The 14,579-nt window shown below is 70.6% G+C and carries 13 protein-coding genes; 5 read left to right on the forward strand and 8 right to left on the reverse strand.

The annotated features are described in order from the left end of the window. Window positions 1–2 precede the first annotated feature (2 nt). A complete protein-coding gene (locus OG381_RS41995) occupies window positions 3–1,286 on the forward strand; it encodes an MFS transporter (RefSeq protein ID WP_327721217.1) in 1,284 nt (427 codons plus the stop codon). Here OG381_RS41995 and OG381_RS42000 read toward each other — a convergent pair. Further along, window positions 1,258–2,643, reverse strand: coding sequence for a pyridoxal phosphate-dependent decarboxylase family protein (locus OG381_RS42000; RefSeq protein WP_327721218.1), 1,386 nt, complete (start codon window positions 2,641–2,643; stop codon window positions 1,258–1,260). The two genes, OG381_RS41995 and OG381_RS42000, sit on opposite strands and share 29 nt — an antisense overlap. A 62-nt stretch (window positions 2,644–2,705) precedes the next feature. On the opposite strand from OG381_RS42000, the gene yczR reads away from it, so the two are divergent. Continuing rightward, window positions 2,706–4,091 carry an aminotransferase-like domain-containing protein gene (gene yczR / locus OG381_RS42005; protein WP_327721219.1) on the forward strand — a complete coding sequence of 462 codons (1,386 nt, stop codon included), beginning with the start codon at window positions 2,706–2,708 and terminating at the stop codon, window positions 4,089–4,091. A gap of 97 nt (window positions 4,092–4,188) precedes the next feature. Further along, a complete protein-coding gene (locus OG381_RS42010) occupies window positions 4,189–4,887 on the forward strand; it encodes a L,D-transpeptidase family protein (RefSeq protein WP_327721220.1) in 699 nt (232 codons plus the stop codon). 29 nt (window positions 4,888–4,916) lie between these two features. Here OG381_RS42010 and OG381_RS42015 read toward each other — a convergent pair whose 3' ends face one another. From OG381_RS42015 to OG381_RS42030, 4 genes are read right to left on the reverse strand one after another with little or no spacing between them, the layout of a single operon-like run. Then, window positions 4,917–6,116: a Gfo/Idh/MocA family protein gene (locus OG381_RS42015; RefSeq protein WP_327722700.1), complete on the reverse strand. Its 1,200-nt coding sequence runs from the start codon at window positions 6,114–6,116 to the stop codon at window positions 4,917–4,919. An 11-nt stretch (window positions 6,117–6,127) separates the two neighbouring features. Continuing rightward, window positions 6,128–7,471, reverse strand: a complete 1,344-nt coding sequence (locus OG381_RS42020) for an ABC transporter substrate-binding protein (RefSeq protein ID WP_327721221.1) — start codon at window positions 7,469–7,471, stop codon at window positions 6,128–6,130. Between the two features lie 10 nt (window positions 7,472–7,481). Beyond that, window positions 7,482–8,414 (reverse strand): carbohydrate ABC transporter permease, encoded by a 933-nt coding sequence (locus tag OG381_RS42025; RefSeq protein WP_327721222.1) that lies wholly within the window; start codon window positions 8,412–8,414, stop codon window positions 7,482–7,484. Between the two features lie 16 nt (window positions 8,415–8,430). Then, entirely contained in the window at window positions 8,431–9,396 is a 966-nt protein-coding gene (locus tag OG381_RS42030; RefSeq protein WP_307022660.1) for a carbohydrate ABC transporter permease, read from the reverse strand. Window positions 9,397–9,566: 170 nt separating this feature from the next. On the opposite strand from OG381_RS42030, the gene OG381_RS42035 reads away from it, so the two are divergent. Beyond that, on the forward strand, window positions 9,567–10,730 hold the full coding sequence (locus tag OG381_RS42035) for an ROK family transcriptional regulator (RefSeq protein ID WP_327721223.1): 1,164 nt from the start codon (window positions 9,567–9,569) through the stop codon (window positions 10,728–10,730). 137 nt (window positions 10,731–10,867) lie between these two features. Further along, the gene (locus OG381_RS42040) at window positions 10,868–11,026 is read left to right on the forward strand and encodes a hypothetical protein (protein ID WP_266899973.1); all 159 of its coding nucleotides are present in this window, start codon (window positions 10,868–10,870) and stop codon (window positions 11,024–11,026) included. A gap of 118 nt (window positions 11,027–11,144) precedes the next feature. On the opposite strand, the gene OG381_RS42045 is transcribed toward OG381_RS42040, so the two are convergent. The 3 genes from OG381_RS42045 to OG381_RS42055 all read right to left on the reverse strand — a co-directional run bounded on the left by OG381_RS42045 (window position 11,145) and on the right by OG381_RS42055 (window position 14,514). After that, complete coding sequence (locus tag OG381_RS42045) at window positions 11,145–12,527, reverse strand: S1 family peptidase (protein ID WP_327721224.1); 1,383 nt, start codon at window positions 12,525–12,527, stop codon at window positions 11,145–11,147. A gap of 97 nt (window positions 12,528–12,624) precedes the next feature. Next, the gene (locus OG381_RS42050; protein WP_327721225.1) at window positions 12,625–13,443 is read right to left on the reverse strand and encodes an SAM-dependent methyltransferase; all 819 of its coding nucleotides are present in this window, start codon (window positions 13,441–13,443) and stop codon (window positions 12,625–12,627) included. An 84-nt stretch (window positions 13,444–13,527) separates the two neighbouring features. After that, on the reverse strand, window positions 13,528–14,514 hold the full coding sequence (locus tag OG381_RS42055; protein WP_327721227.1) for a hypothetical protein: 987 nt from the start codon (window positions 14,512–14,514) through the stop codon (window positions 13,528–13,530). Window positions 14,515–14,579: the final 65 nt, after the last annotated feature.

A 14,579-nucleotide genomic window follows, 5' to 3' on the forward strand; every position in this document is an offset into this window, starting at 1 on the left:
GTGTGCCCGACACCCAGCCCGACACCCTGCCCCGCTCCCCTTGGCGTACCGCCGACTTCCGCGTCCTCTTCGCCGCGAGCACCCTCAGTCAACTCGGAACGAACGTCAGCTACGTCGCCGTCCCGCTGCTCGCCGTCACCGCACTGGACGCCGGGCCCGGACAGGTCGGTGCGCTGGCCACCCTCAGCACGCTGGCGTTCCTGCTCCTCGGCCTGCCCGCCGGGGCCTGGGTGGACCGGATGCGGCACCGCCGGGTGCTGATCGTGGCGGACCTGGCCCGCGCGGTCCTGTACGCCTCCGTCCCGCTCGCCTGGTGGACGGACACCCTCACCCTCGGCCAGCTGTACGCCGTCGTCCTGCTGAACGGCGCCGCGACCGTCTTCTTCGACGTCGCCTCCCAGAGCACCCTGCCCCGCCTGGTCGGCCGCGACGCCCTCGTACCCGCGAACGCCGCCCTGGTCGGCCTGCAGGCGGTGGGCAATGTCGCGGGCCGCGGCGCGGGCGGCGCCCTGGTCCAGTTCCTCACCGCTCCGGTGGCCGTCGTGTGCGCCGCGCTCACCTATCTGGCCTCCGCCCTCCAACTCACCATGATCCGGGGCGAGGAGAGGGCCCGAAGCCGGAACCGGAAGACCACGCTGACGGCGGAGATCGCCGAAGGCCTTCGGCACGTCTTCCGCAACCCGGAACTGCGCGCCCTCGCCCTCACCGCCGCCCTCATCAACCTGGGCATGCAGATCGTCAACACGCTGCTCCCCCTCCTGTTCGTCCGCGAACTCGGCCTCCCCGCCAGCGCGTTGGGCCTCTTCTGGGCAGCGGGCGGACTGGGCCTGCTGCTCGGCGCCCGCTGCGCCCGCCCGCTCGCCGCCCGCCTGGGCCACGGCCGTACCCTCGGAGTGGTCGGCGCGATCCTGGCGCCCGCCGCCCTGCTCGTGCCGCTCATCGACCGCGGCCCGTGGCTGTGGATCGCCGGACTGGGATGGACCCTGGTCCTCTTCAAGACCGGCACGGACAACGTCCTCGGCGTCAGCCTGCGCCAGCGGATGACGTCGGACGAACTCCTCGGCCGTATGAACGCCACCTACCGCTTCGTCCTGACCGGAGCGCTCGCGATCGGGGCCGCCGTGGCGGGCGTGCTCGGCGAACTGGTCGGCGTGCGCGCCACGTTGTGGGTGGGCGGGGCGCTGATGACGGCGGCCTTCCTGCCGGTCTTCCTCTCCCCGGTCCGCACCCGGCGCGAACTCCCGCGGCACACCCCGGTCACAGCGCCCGTGCCACAGCCCCGCTGATCCGGTCCACGTCCGCAGCGGACGTACGCCAGTTGCTGAACGCCGCCCGCAGCCCGGGAGTCCCGTCGTACACGGTCGGCGTCACGAACGCCTCGCCGGTGGCCGCCACGGCCCGCGCCAGCGCGTCGACCCGTTCCTGCGTCGGATCGTCGGCCAGGGTGAAGCAGACGACGTTCAGCCGGACCGGGGCGAGCAGCCGCAGCCCGTCCGTCGCGGCGACGCGCTCGCCGAGCTCCCGGGCCAGTGCCACGTTCCGCTCGACGATCTCGCGATGCCCGTCACGGCCGTACGCCATGAGCGAGAACCACGCCGGAAGGGCCCGCAGCCGCCGGGAGTTCTCCGGCGTGAGATGCACGAAGTCGGGCTCGCCGACCGGGAGTCCGAGGTAGGGCGAGGCGTTGTGGAAGACCGCCACCTGAAGATCTCGGCGGCGGGTGAACTGGACGGCCGCGTCATAGGGCACGTTGAGCCACTTGTGCAGGTCGACACAGACCGAGTCGGCGGCGTCGAGACCGTCCACGAGACCGGCGTACGACGGGGAGAGCGCGGCGAAGCCGCCGAACGCGGCGTCCACGTGCAGCCAGAAGTCGTGCCGTTCCCGGAGCGCGGCGACGGCCCGCAGATCGTCGAAGTCGACGGTGTTCACGGTGCCGGCGTTGGCCACCACGATCGAGGGGCGGCCGTCCAGCGCGGACAGCGCGGAGTCCAGCGCGGCGACGTCGACGGCCTCCCGGTTGCCGGGCAGCACCGGCACGGACCGCAGCCGGTCGCGGCCGATGCCGAGCACGGACAGGGCCTTGCCGATGCTGGAGTGCGGGCTGCCGGACAGCACATGGACCGGGCCGAGGGCGGCCGCCCCGTCGCGCGACACGGACACACCGAGCCGCTCGCCCAGCCACTCGCGGGCGATGGCGAGCCCGACGGTGTTGGATGCGGTGGCCCCCGTGACGAACGCCCCGCTGTGTGCCTCGCCCAGCCCGAACAGCTCGCGCAGCCAGCTCACCGTCTCGCGTTCCAGGGCGGTCGCCCAGGACCCCGCAGACCCCGAACCGTTCTGGTCGTACACGCCGGTCAGCCAGTCCCCGGCGAGGGAGGCGGGCGTCGCGCCGCCCGTGACGAAGCCGAGGTAGCGCGGCCCCGCCGAGCCCGAGAAGCCGGGCGCCCACCGCTCGGCGAACCGCGCGAGAGCGCCCTCGGCCCCGGCACCCCCGGCCGGCAGGGCCGCGCGGTCGGGCGCCGTGCCGAGGTGGACGACCGGCCGCTCGGACAGACCGGCCAGCTCACGGGCGGCGAGGTCGCGGGCGGACTGGAGGAGTTCGGGGAGCCGGGAGAGATCGTCGGCGAGAGTGGGGTGCATGAGGGGCAGCGTAGGAGGGAGCCGCCGTCCGTGGCCTGGTCCACTTGAGGCAAACTGGACCGATGACCACGGGATTCGCCGCCGCCCTCGGCACCTGGCGCGACCGGCGAGGCCCACTGGCCCGGACGCTGGCGGCGGCCGTCCGCGAGGCGGTCGTCGACGGCCGGCTGCCCGCCGGGACCAGACTGCCCTCCGAGCGGGAACTCGCCCGCGTCCTCGACATCAGCCGCGGCACGGTCGTCGCTGCCCTCGCCCTGCTGCGGGACGACGGCTGGCTGCACACCCGGCACGGCAGCGGCAGCCTCGTCCGCCTCACCGAACGCACCACGCCCTGGTCTCTGGACCGCGGCGGAGCGGTCGACGCGGACCTCGACCTCACCCTCGCCGTCACCGCCGCACCCCACGAGGCCTACCTCGCCGCCCTCGCGCGGGCCGCCGAGCGCAGCGCGGCCCTGCTCGTCGACTCCGGCATCGCCACCGCCGGACTGCCCCGCCTGCGGGAACTCCTGGCCGACCGCTACACCCGCGAGGGCCTCGCCACCCGCCCCGAACAGATCCTCGTCACCTCCGGCGCCCAGGCCGCCCTCACCCTGCTCCTCGACCACCTCCACACCGACCGCGGACGCCCCGTCGCGGTGGAGAGCCCGTCCTACCCGGGCGCCCTGGCGGTCCTGCGCGCCCGCAAAGCCCGACTCCTCCCCGTCCCCGTCACGTCGGACGCCGGCTGGGACACCGCCCACCTCGCGACCGCCGTACGCACCCGCGACCTCCGGCTCGCCTATCTGATCCCCGACTTCCAGAACCCCACCGGTGCCCACATGGGCGCCGCGACCCGCGCCGCGATCGCCGGCCTCCCGCTCACGGTCATCGCCGACGAGACCATGCGCGACCTCGACCTGAGGGCCGAGCCCGGCACCGAACGGCATCTGGCGGGACCCCGGGTGATCCAGATCGGCTCGGCGAGCAAGACCGTGTGGAGCGGGCTGCGGGTCGGCTGGATCCGCGCCACCGCCGATCTCGTACGCCGGCTGCGCCGGAGCCCTCTCCAGGCACAGCTGTCGCCACCACCCCTGGAACAGCTCATCGCCGCGGAACTGCTCGGCGACGGGCTGGACGAGATGCTCGCCGACCGCCGGGCCAGACTGCGCGCCCAGCGCGACCACCTCGCCGCACTCCTCGACGGCACGGGATGGACGTACACCCTCCCGCAGGGCGGTCTGTCGCTGTGGCCGCACCTCGGCCCGACCACGTCCGCGACGGACCTCGCGGCCCGGGCCGCCCGTCTGGGCCTCGCGGTGACACCCGGCCCGCACTTCGCCGCCGACCGCACCACGCTCACCCACCACCTGCGCCTGCCGTTCACGGCGACGCCGGACGTCCTCGGCCGTGCGGTCCACTTGCTGCGCCGCTGTGCCGAACCGGAAGTTCACCGTTTCGTCACAGCCTGACCCGGCGTACAACCGACGCCCCCGCGCACCTGTCTAGCAGGCAGAACACAGGACATCACAGCTCACAGGACATCACAGCCCAACGGAGGGGCCCGCCATGGGGGACATACGCAGACGAGGGGCCATCGCCCTCGGAATCACCGGACTGATCGCACCGCTCACCCTCACGCTGGGCACCGCGCCCGCGCAGGCGGCCACCGCCTGCACCACACAGACCGGGCCGTACCAGAAGCAGGTCGAGAAGTTCCTCGGCCGCCCCGTCGACGGCAAGCAGTCCGCCGCCGACTGCAAGGCCATCCAGGCCTTCCAGACCAAGCACGGCATCACGCCGAACGCCGGCTACGCGGGCAAGGTCACCTGGGGCGTGATGGACCTGATGAACAAGCAGAAGGCCGTCGGGAACAAGCCCAACAAGGACGGCAAGTGCCCGGTGAACAAGGGCCGTATCGCCTGCGTCAACCTGACACTCCAGCTGAGCTGGATCCAGGACGGGGACGACCTCGTCTACGGTCCGGTGCCCGTCCGCACCGGCCGCAACGGCTACGAGACCCGCACCGGTCTGAAGAAGATCTACTGGCGCGACATCGACCACGTCTCGAACATCTACGACGTGCCCATGCCCTACAGCCAGTTCTTCGACGGCGGCCAGGCCTTCCACTCGGTCAACCTCAGCATGTGGAACCCGCCGGGCTCCCACGGCTGCGTCAACATGACCAAGACGACCGCCAAGAAGTATTGGTCGCTGCTGAAGAAGGGCGACGACGTCTTCGTCTACGGGCGCAAGCCGGGCACCTGACAGTAGGCGCCCGGCTCGCCGTCAGCGCGTCACCGGGGCGCGTCACCGAAGTCCGGGATCTCCAGCCGCGCCCCGCCCTGCCGCGCGGAGTCGTGCGCGACGATGCCCGGCAGGGTGTAGCGGGCGGCCACCCACGCGTTCACCGAGGGCAGGGCGCGGGTGTTGACCGCGGTGACGAAGTCGTCCACGAGGAAGTGGTGGCTGCCCTCGTGCCCGTTGTGGAGGTTGTCGAACTCGCGGGGCAGCCGGGACCGGTCGTGCACGGGGGCCGAGCCGGAGGTGAAGGCGGCCCGCAGGTCCGGTGCGATGTGCTGGAGTGACGGGTCGTCAGGGGACAGGGTGGGCTTGGGTTCCAGCAGTTCGCTGATGTCCTTCACCCCGTTCTTGTCCTGCCACAGCGCGAAGGTGGCGAGCTGCTCCATGCTCCCCTCCGTGCCGAAGAAGCGGAAACGGGACTCACGGATGTGTGAGGGGTAGCCCACCCGCCGGAACTCGTTGGTGCGGAACGATCCGCCGCCCGCCACCTCGAACAGCGCGGTGGCGTTGGAGATGTCGTTGCCGAACTGGCTGACCTCCTTGTCGAAGACGCCGTCGCCCCGGTCGTCGGTCACCCCGATCGCCGACACGCTCACCGCGTGCGTCTGCCAGGCGCCGAGCACACCGCCCACCGAGTGCGTCGGGTACAGCAGCGGGGGATAGCTGGCGGTCGCCTTCCAGTTCTCGCCGCCGCTGTACTGGTACGCCTCGTAGAACCCCAGGTCCATGTCGTGGACGTAGTCGCCCTCGGCGTAGAAGAGGCGCCCGAAGGAACCCTCCGCGATCTGGTTGCGGGCGTGCACGGTCGCCGGGTTGTACTGGCTGGTCTCGCCCATCATGTACGTCAGTCCGGTCGCCCGGACCGCGTCGATGATCGCCGCGATCTCCTGCGTGGTGATGGCCATGGGCACCGCGGAGTACACGTGCTTGCCGGCCTCGAGGCCCTGCACCACGAGCGGGCCGTGGGTCCAGCGCTGGGTGAAGATCGCGACCGCGTCGACCGCCTTCGACTCCAGCATCGCCTCGTAGGAGGGGAAGGTGCCCGACAGGCCTTCGGCGGCGCGGAGTTGCTCGGCCCTTTCCGGCAGGAGATCGGTGACGTAGACGTCGCTGACGCCGGGATGGGCCAGGAACAGTTTCGCGAACTGGCCCGAGAACTGCCCGGCGCCGACGATGCCGAGGGAGAACGTCATGGAAGTGCCTTTCACTGGCCGAGGATGAAGTTGATCTGGTCGTTGGTTTCGGTCAGGCCGCTCACGGGGGCCCCGTTGGCGAAGACGTCCTGCATGGCCGGGCGCATCAGGGCGTAGACGTCCGCCGCGTAGTCGGTGATCGGGAAGGAGAAGGTCCTGGAGTCCTTCTTGTCGGTGACCGGTTCGGTGAAGGCGGACACGTCGATGCCCTTCTTCTTGTACGCGGCCACGGCGGCCTCGGTGCCCGACGGGGTGGCCGGGAAGACGATGCCGTAGCCGCCGACGGTCTTCTGGCACGCGTCGGAGGCCAGGTACCGCACCCACTTCTTCGCGCCCTCCTTGTTACGGGCGTTCTTGGTGACCGAGTCGGCGAGGCCGTTCATCATCGTGGCCCGCTTGCCGCTCGGGCCGGTCGGCGTGGGAGCGGTGCCGACCTTGAGGCCCTTGGTGCCGTAGTACGTCGAGATCATCCAGGCGCCGTCGAAGGAGGCCGCCGCCCGGCCCGAGGCGACCTGGGCGTTGGCCGGGTTGGCGCCGTCGGTGTAGTCGGTGAAGGGGGCGAGGTAGCCCTTCTTCGCCAGGCCGAAGTACCAGTCGATCACCGACTGGAAGGTCTTGCTGTCGTACTGGTACTTGCTGCCCCAGCGCGCTTTGTCCGTGTAGTGCCAGCCCGCCGATTCGACGAACGGGCTCCAGGTGGTCTGCCCGTCGCCGTCGCCCGCGCCGCCCGTGGCGAGGCCGTACACCTTGACGTGGTTCTTGTCGAAGCCGGGTTCGTCGCCGCGCTTGCCGTTCTTGTCGACGGTCAGGTGGGCGATCGTCTTCTCGAAGGTGCCACCGTCCCGCGGGTTCCAGGCGAGGGTGTTGAGCTCGTCGGCCGTCAGCCCGGCGTCCTTGACCATCTTCTGGTTGTAGAAGAGCGCGACGGTGTCCCAGTCCTTGGGCGCTCCGTAGCGATGGCCGTCCTGGCCCGTCCAGTTGGCGCCCAGGCCCGCCTGGTAGGCGGAGTCGTCGATGCCGAGGTCGTCCAGCGGTTCGAGCACCTTGAGGTCGGCGAACTGGCCGAACTTCTGGATGTGGTCGGTGAACACGTCCGGCTCCGTGCCGGCGATGAAGCTCGCGGTGAGCTTGGTCCAGTAGTCGGCCCAGCCCATCTGTGTGATCTTGACGTCGAGGCCGGGGTTCTCCTTCTCGAAGCCCTTCGCGCAGGCCTGGTAGGCGGGCAGCTGGTTGGCGTCCCACAGCCAGTACGTCACGCTGTTGGCGCCCGACCCGGCCGCGCCGCCCTGCGCGCACCCGGACACCAGGGTCAGGGCCAGGGCTCCGGTCGCCGCCGCTACGGTACGAATTCGCATTCCGGTCCCCTTACTTGACGCCGGTGAAGCTGATGGTGCTGACGATGCGGCGCGCGAAGGCACCGAAGAGGACCAGCATCGGGAGGGCCGCGATGAGCGTGGCCGCCATCAGGCCGGACCAGTCGTAGCCGGTCTGCGGGGTCTGCGCCCGGAAGATGGCGAGGGCCACGGTGAGCACGCGCGAGCTGTCGCTGTAGGACACCATCAGCGGCCAGAAGTAGTCGTTCCAGGAGGTGATGTACGTCAGCACTCCGAGGGTGAGGATCGGGGTGGACGCCATCGGCAGCATCACCCGGAAGAAGATCCGGATCTTGCCCGCCCCGTCGAGCAGGGCGGCCTCCTCGACCTCCCGGGGCACGTTCATGAAGAACTGGCGCAGGAAGAACACCGCGAACGGCGTCATGAACATCGTCGGCAGGGCGATGCCCAGCAGGTTGTCGACCAGGCCGAGTTGCTTGATGAGCACGAAGTTCGGCAGCAGGGTGAAGATGGCCGGAACCATCAGGCCGGCCAGGAACAGGCCGAACACCTTGTCCCGTCCGCGCCACCGCAGCCGGGCGAAGGCGTAGGCGGCCATGGCGGAGAAGAAGATCTGGCAGACGGTGATCAGGGTCGAGACAACGACGGAGTTGATCAGATAGCGCCAGAACTTCAGTCCGCCGCCGGAGCCGCCCTGGGCGATGGCCTCCTCGGTGGACTGCAGGCCCAGCGCCCGCTCGAAGCCGCCGGTGGTGAAGTCCACCGGCAGCGGGTCGCCGGGGTGGGCCGCGAGGGCCGTGTTCGAGGACAGCGCGGTGCGCAGGATCCAGTAGAACGGCAGCAGGGTCACGAGGATCATCGCGGCCATCGCCACCCAGGCCACGACCCGCCCCGGGGAGGGGCGGCGTCGGACAGGACGGGTACGGGGCGCCGCAGGTGCGGTCGGCGCGGTCACAGCAGCCATGTCGGTGTCTCCTCTCTCAGCCGAGATCCGTCTGGCCGGCCCGGGTGAGCCGGTACTGCAGGAAGGTGATCGCGCTGAGGACGACCAGCAGGGCCACCGACATCGCGGAGGCGTAGCCGAACTGGAAGCGGCCGAACGCGGCGCCGTAGATGTAGAACTGGAGCACGTTGGTGGCGTTGGCCGGACCGCCGTTGGTCGTCACGGCGACCGTGTCGAAGACCTGGAACGATCCGATCACGGTCATGATCAGCACGACCGCCAGGACCGGTCGCAGCAGCGGCATGGTGATCCGCCAGAACATCCGCCACTCGCTCGCGCCGTCCACCTTGGCGGCCTCGTACATGTCGTTGGGGATGGCCTGGAGGCCCGCGAACAGCAGCAGCGCGGTGTATCCGACGTGCCGCCACACGTTGATCAGGGCGATCGTCGGGATCGCCCAGGTCTCGTCGGCCAGGAACGGGATGCGGTCGAAACCGAGCCCGGCGATGATCTCGTTGCCGATGCCGAGCTGGGTGTCCAGGATCCACAGCCAGACGATGCCCGCGACCACGTTGGACATCAGATAGGGCGTGAGGACGATCCCGCGCAGCATCGCCGACTGGGTGAGCCGCTGCAGGAGGACGGCTATCGCGAGTGCCGAGACCGTCTGGATGCCGATGTTGATGAACACGTACTCGACGGTCACCTTCAACGAGTCCCAGAAGATGGGGTCGTGGACCATCCGCGTGTAGTTGTCGAGGCCCACCCACTCCGCGGGGGTCAGCAGGTTGAAGCGGGTGAAGCTCAGGTAGATGCCCCGCAGCGTCGGCCAGAGCAGGAAGACCAGGAAGCCCAGCAGGGCCGGTGCGATGAACACCGCGGCGAGCCGTCCGTCGCCCCCGCCCTCGCGGGCCCGCGCCTTGCGCGTCCTCGGTTTCGTCGCGGCCTCCTCGGCGCTGCCCAGGGGCAGACGCGACGGGGGGCTGCTGGAGGCGATGGTCATCGGGAGACTCCCTCGTCTGCGGCGGCTCATCCTCGGGCCACTTACTTTTGTGGCGAAAGAATCCAGACGTCAAGGGGCGTGCAAACATCTTTTCCAGGCCACCTTGAGTGACGTAGAGTAGTCATATTGGTTTCATAACGAAAGAAACCTGATGGGGGAGACTGACCTGCATGACCGCAGTAGCCGCCAGCTGGCATCCACTGAGCCCGGGTGAGCGCTCGGTGGCGATCGAGGTGCTCGTCCACGGGCCGCTCTCGCGCACCGAGCTCGCCCGGCGCCTCGACCTGTCCGCGGGCAGCCTCACCCGGCTCACCAAACCCCTCATCGAGTCGGGCCTGCTGATCGAGGTCCCCGAAGCGGGAGCTTCCGCCGAGGTGCGCACCGGTCGCCCTTCGCAGCCACTGGACGTGGTCGTCGAGTCCCGTTCCTTCATCGGCTTCAAGATCACCGACGACATGGTCTACGGCGTGGTCACCACCCTTCGAAGCGACATCGTGGCCCGTCACGACCGCCCTCTGGTCACCCATGACCCGGCCGAAGTCGCCGACCTGCTCGCGGAGATGACCGGCGAACTCGCCCGCGCGCACGGCTCACGTCTCGCCGGCATCGGCATCGGGGTGGGCGGCCTGGTCCGGCGACGTGCCGTCGTGGGCGAGTCCCCGTTCCTGCACTGGCGGGACGTCCCGCTCGCCGAACTGGTCGAGGAGCGCACGGGGCTGCCGGTCGTGCTGGAGAACGACGTCGCCGCCCTGGTCGAGGCCGAGACCTGGTTCGGTGCCGGCCGCGGACTCGAGCGCTTCGTCGTCCTCACCATCGGCGCCGGTCTCGGCTACGGCCTGGTGCTGGGCGGGCGCAGGGTCCCCTACGCCGAGGAGGACCGCGGCTTCGGGCGACACTGGATCGTCAACCCCAACGGCCCGCTCACCCCCGAGGGTGAACGCGGCAGTGCCGTCTCCCTGCTGACCATCCCCAACATCCGCTACCAGGTGCACGCCGCCACCGGCCGCGACCACAGCTACGAGGAGATCCTCGCCCTCGCCGCCGCGGGCGAGCCCATGCCCGCCCGGGTCATCGACGAGGCCGCGCGCGCTCTGGGCACCCTGGTCGCGCAGATCTCCAACTTCGCGATGCCGCAGAAGATCCTGCTCGCCGGCGAAGGTGTCGGCCTGATGGATGTCGCCGGGAAGTCCGTGGCCGAGGCCGTCCGGGCCGGACGGCACCCGCTGGCCGCCCCCGTCGACCTGGAGACCAAGGTGTCCGACTTTCACGACTGGGCCCGCGGAGCGGCCGTCCTGGCGATCCAGGTACTGGTGCTGGGGACGGCGGAAGCGTGAGTTCCGCCACGGTCGGGGTGTCCGAACTGCCCCACCTGGCCTGCCAGATGCACGTGATCAGCGACACGGTCCGAAATGCCCGAATTACTCGTACTTACTCACGTGGCCTTCACCTTCGGAGCCGTATGCTTCACATCATGTCCACCACTGTTGAATCCGCCTTCGATAGAACGGCTGACGAGGTCAACGAGGAGATCAGGGCCCTGTGGCTCCGGTCGGGCGGGACACTGAGCGGCGAGCAGCGCGAGGAGTACCGGCGGCTCGTCCTGGAGTGGGCCGCCGCGGCCCCGCAGTAGGTCTCACGCCTCCACTCGGCAGATCATCGAGGGCACCCGCTCGCTCGGGTGCCTTTTCCATGCCCCGCTTTCCCTGCCCCGGCGCGCGACGCCGGGGCAGCCATCACCTCACGTCGTCTCAGCCCCAGGTCGCCGAGTAGTACCGCTGATACGCCTTGCGGTCCTGCTCGGCGCGGATGAACCGCGTCGCCACCAGCGCGATCATGCTGCCCCCGATCACCAGCAGTCCCGGACCGATGTTCCGGGTGTCCGTGAGCCGGGCCAGCAGCGTCTGCGTGGTCGTGCCGACGCCCGAAGCGGGAGCCGAGGAGCCCGGCGAGGCCGCGCCGGGGGCGATCGCGCCCTGCGTGGCCGCCGCGGACGGCGCCGGAGAGGCACCCTGCTGTCCGGCCCCCGCCTGCTGCTGCGACACGATCATCTGGACCCCGAGGTCACTCATCGCCTTCGTCACCGGCTGGAAGAACGTCGTCCCGCCCGTCGTGCAGTCACCGCTGCCGCCGGACGTCACACCCAGCGCGATCCCCTCGGAGAACATCGGCCCACCGCTGTCACCGGGTTCGGCGCACACGTTCGTCTCGATCAGCCCGGTGACCGTGCCCTCGGGGTAGTTCACCGTCGCGTTGAGCGCCGTGACCGTACCGTCGCGCAGTCCGCTCGTACTGCCGCTGCGGAACACCCGCTGCCCCACCGTCGGATCGGCGGCGCCCGTGATCCGCACACCGTTGCCGTTGCCGATCGCCACGACGTCGGCGCCGTCCCCCGCCCGTCCGCCGTCGTACTGGACGAGGGAGAAGTCGGCGCCGGGGAAGTTCTGCTCGATGGTCTTGCCGATCTGCGTCCGGCCCCGGTTGTCCGCGAACCAGACGGAGCCCGTGGGCCCGCAGTGCCCGGCGGTGAGGATGAAGTCGCTCTGCCCGTTGGTCACGTTGAACCCCGCCGAGCAGCGCCCGCCGGTCGACAGGATCGGCTGCGCCCCGTTGACGCGGGTCGTGAAGGTGCCCTCGGTGCGTTCCATACGGACGAAGCCGCCGATGTTCTCGGCCAGTTCGGTCATCCGGGACCAGTCGGCGGCCGAGACGGTGCTGTCGGCCCGTACCACCACCTCGTTGGTCCGGTAGTCCACGGCCCAGGACGTCCCGGCCACCCGGGGCGCCGAACGCAGCGTGCCCGTCGCCGACTTGAGGTCGTCCATGCTGTGCCGCACCACCTTCGCGGTGGCGCCCGCCTTGCGCACCTGGGCGGCCGAGTCCTTGTCGGTGACGGCGACGACCGGCCGGCCCTCGGCGTCGATCCAGGAGCCCGCCGTACGGGACGTGCCGAGCCGCGACACCAGGTCGGAGCCGGTGGCGGAGGCCGACTGCGCGGTCGTACGCGGCAGGGCGGGGGCGTCCGAGGGCTCGCTCGCCATGGCGCGCGTGACCATGACCGAGCCGAGAAGGAGTCCGCCGACGGCGGCCAGCCGTGTCACTCGCCGGACCATCCGTCGTCGTGCGTGCCTCATGCATGGCTCCCGAACCCCGAACAGCACGGCATCAACACCGCGTGGCGCTCCGGTAGTCGAGCACCCCCCTGTCATACGCGGCCCGGGGCGCCCGCGTTCACCTCTTGCGGCCCACTCCGCCGTACAGGGCCACCTGCCGCGGCTCGGCGCCGCTCGTGCGCTCTGGACGCCAGCGCGAGCACGACACCACGCCCGGCTCCAGCAGGTCCAGTCCGTCGAAGAACCGGGCCACCGCCTCGGGCGGTCGCTGGGTCAGCCGGGGCGTGCCGTGCGCGTTCCAGAACCGCACGGCCTCGTCGACGTCCGGCATCGACGGGTGGACGACGGTGTGCGACAGCACGAGATGGCTGCCGGACGGCAACGCGTCCATGAGGCGGCGCACGATGCCGTACGGGTCCTCCTCGTCGTCGATGAAGATGACCACGCCGAGCAGCAGCAGGGCCACCGGGCGCGTGAAGTCCAGGGTGGCGGCGGCCCGTTGGAGGATCTGCTCCACATTGCGCAGGTCCTCGTCGAGATGGTCGGTCGCCCCCTGAGACGTGCTGGTGAGCAGGGCACGGGCGTGCGCCAGGACCAGCGGGTCGTTGTCGACGTAGACGACCCGCGACGTCGGGGCGAGGCGCTGGGCCACCTCGTGCGTGTTGTCCGCGGTGGGGAGCCCGGTGCCGATGTCGAGGAACTGGCGGATCCCGGCCTCCGCGACGAGATGCCGCACCGCGCGCCCCAGGAACAGCCGGTCGGCGCGCGCGTACTCGCCGATGCCCGGGTGCAGTTCACGGATCCGGTCACCCGCCGTGCGATCGACCTCGTAGTAGTCCCCGCCGCCCAGCCAGTAGTTCCAGATCCGCGCCGTGTGCGGCTGCAGCGTGTTGATCCGCCGGCGCAGGGTCGCGGCGAGGTCCTCGGCGTCCGTCACAGGGCTCGGGTCTCCTGGAATGCCTGGTGGAGTGCATGGCTTACGACGTCAACCGGCAATCTAGACGGCAGTGTTGATGTTTGGTCAGAGGGCTGCGGCACTTTCCGCGTTTTCCGCGAGCGAGGCCCGGCTGCGCGCGTCCCCCCACACCGACGTCGGACCCACGAAGGGGCGCAGCAACGCGATGAGCGCCGGGTCCGCGCGCCCGTTCAGTTCGTCGGACGCCACCTTGCGGGCGATCCCGGCGAGGAAGTCGGCCAGCAGGATCCGCGGGTCCCAGCGCGCCTGCGCCAGCTCCAGACCGGCGAACCCGATCCCGGCCCGCGCCGCCTGCTCCGCGATCCACGCGATGCGCTGCTCGGTGAGCATGTTCTGCCGGTCGTGCACCACCCGCACGGTCCGCCCGCCGGTGCTCCAGTGCGCGACCGTGTGCACGATGGCGGGCAGCAGCGGGTTGAGTACGGGGATCACGGGCGGCCCTTCGAGCAGGCGCGCCCGGTAGGCGTCGGCGCGGGGCCGGGCCGACGCGAGCCGCTCCAGGATCTCCCTGCCGGGATGCGCGCGCCGCAGGTCGTTCACCGTGCGGAAGAACCCGTCGACGGGACCCTCCGCCTCCCCGTTGACCCGTACCCGGAGCAGCCGGTTGGCCGCGTCGAGGAAGTCCCGCCACCGCTCCTCGCCGAACTCCCGCCGCCCCAGCCGGTACAGGGCGAGCGCCTCCGCCGCGTCGCCGAGCAGCAGGTCGACGGTCCGGTCCACGACGAAGTACGCCTTCTCGGTGAGGTGGACATGGGCGTGCCCGTCGAGCGGGCCCGAGGGCGAGAGCAGCCACTCCAGGACGTCCCGGTGCTTCTCCCGCAGCAGATGGTTGGCCTTGTACTCGGTGGCGGGCGAGCGGATCCGGTCCCGGACCTCCTGGACGTACGCGGCGGCGACCTCCGTCGGCATGGACACACTGCCGTGCGCGAACACGTCGGTGTTGCCGCCGGTGAGGTTCTCCCCGTCCGACCCCGACTCGTCGCACACGACCTCCAGCGTGTCGTGTGCGCCGTCCCCAGGTTTCCAGGTCACTGAGAAGCCCCCTGTCCGGTGCGTCACCACCAGCATCCCCCGGACGAAACCGGAGGTGAACCGAA

It is taken from the genome of Streptomyces sp. NBC_00490, assembly GCF_036013645.1.
In the GTDB taxonomy this organism is placed as follows: Bacteria; Actinomycetota; Actinomycetes; order Streptomycetales; family Streptomycetaceae; genus Streptomyces; species Streptomyces canus_F.

Coding starts and splice junctions, on each gene's coding strand:
- OG381_RS42020 (WP_327721221.1), bottom strand. CDS start 7,471: ATGCGAATTCGTACCGTAGCGGCGGCGACCGGAGCCCTGGCCCTGACC.
- OG381_RS42045 (WP_327721224.1), bottom strand. CDS start 12,527: ATGAGGCACGCACGACGACGGATGGTCCGGCGAGTGACACGGCTGGCC.
- OG381_RS42040 (WP_266899973.1), top strand. CDS start 10,868: ATGTCCACCACTGTTGAATCCGCCTTCGATAGAACGGCTGACGAGGTC.
- OG381_RS42035 (WP_327721223.1), top strand. CDS start 9,567: ATGACCGCAGTAGCCGCCAGCTGGCATCCACTGAGCCCGGGTGAGCGC.
- OG381_RS42010 (WP_327721220.1), top strand. CDS start 4,189: ATGGGGGACATACGCAGACGAGGGGCCATCGCCCTCGGAATCACCGGA.
- OG381_RS42025 (WP_327721222.1), bottom strand. CDS start 8,414: ATGGCTGCTGTGACCGCGCCGACCGCACCTGCGGCGCCCCGTACCCGT.
- OG381_RS42000 (WP_327721218.1), bottom strand. CDS start 2,643: ATGCACCCCACTCTCGCCGACGATCTCTCCCGGCTCCCCGAACTCCTC.
- yczR (WP_327721219.1), top strand. CDS start 2,706: ATGACCACGGGATTCGCCGCCGCCCTCGGCACCTGGCGCGACCGGCGA.
- OG381_RS42015 (WP_327722700.1), bottom strand. CDS start 6,116: ATGACGTTCTCCCTCGGCATCGTCGGCGCCGGGCAGTTCTCGGGCCAG.
- OG381_RS42030 (WP_307022660.1), bottom strand. CDS start 9,396: ATGACCATCGCCTCCAGCAGCCCCCCGTCGCGTCTGCCCCTGGGCAGC.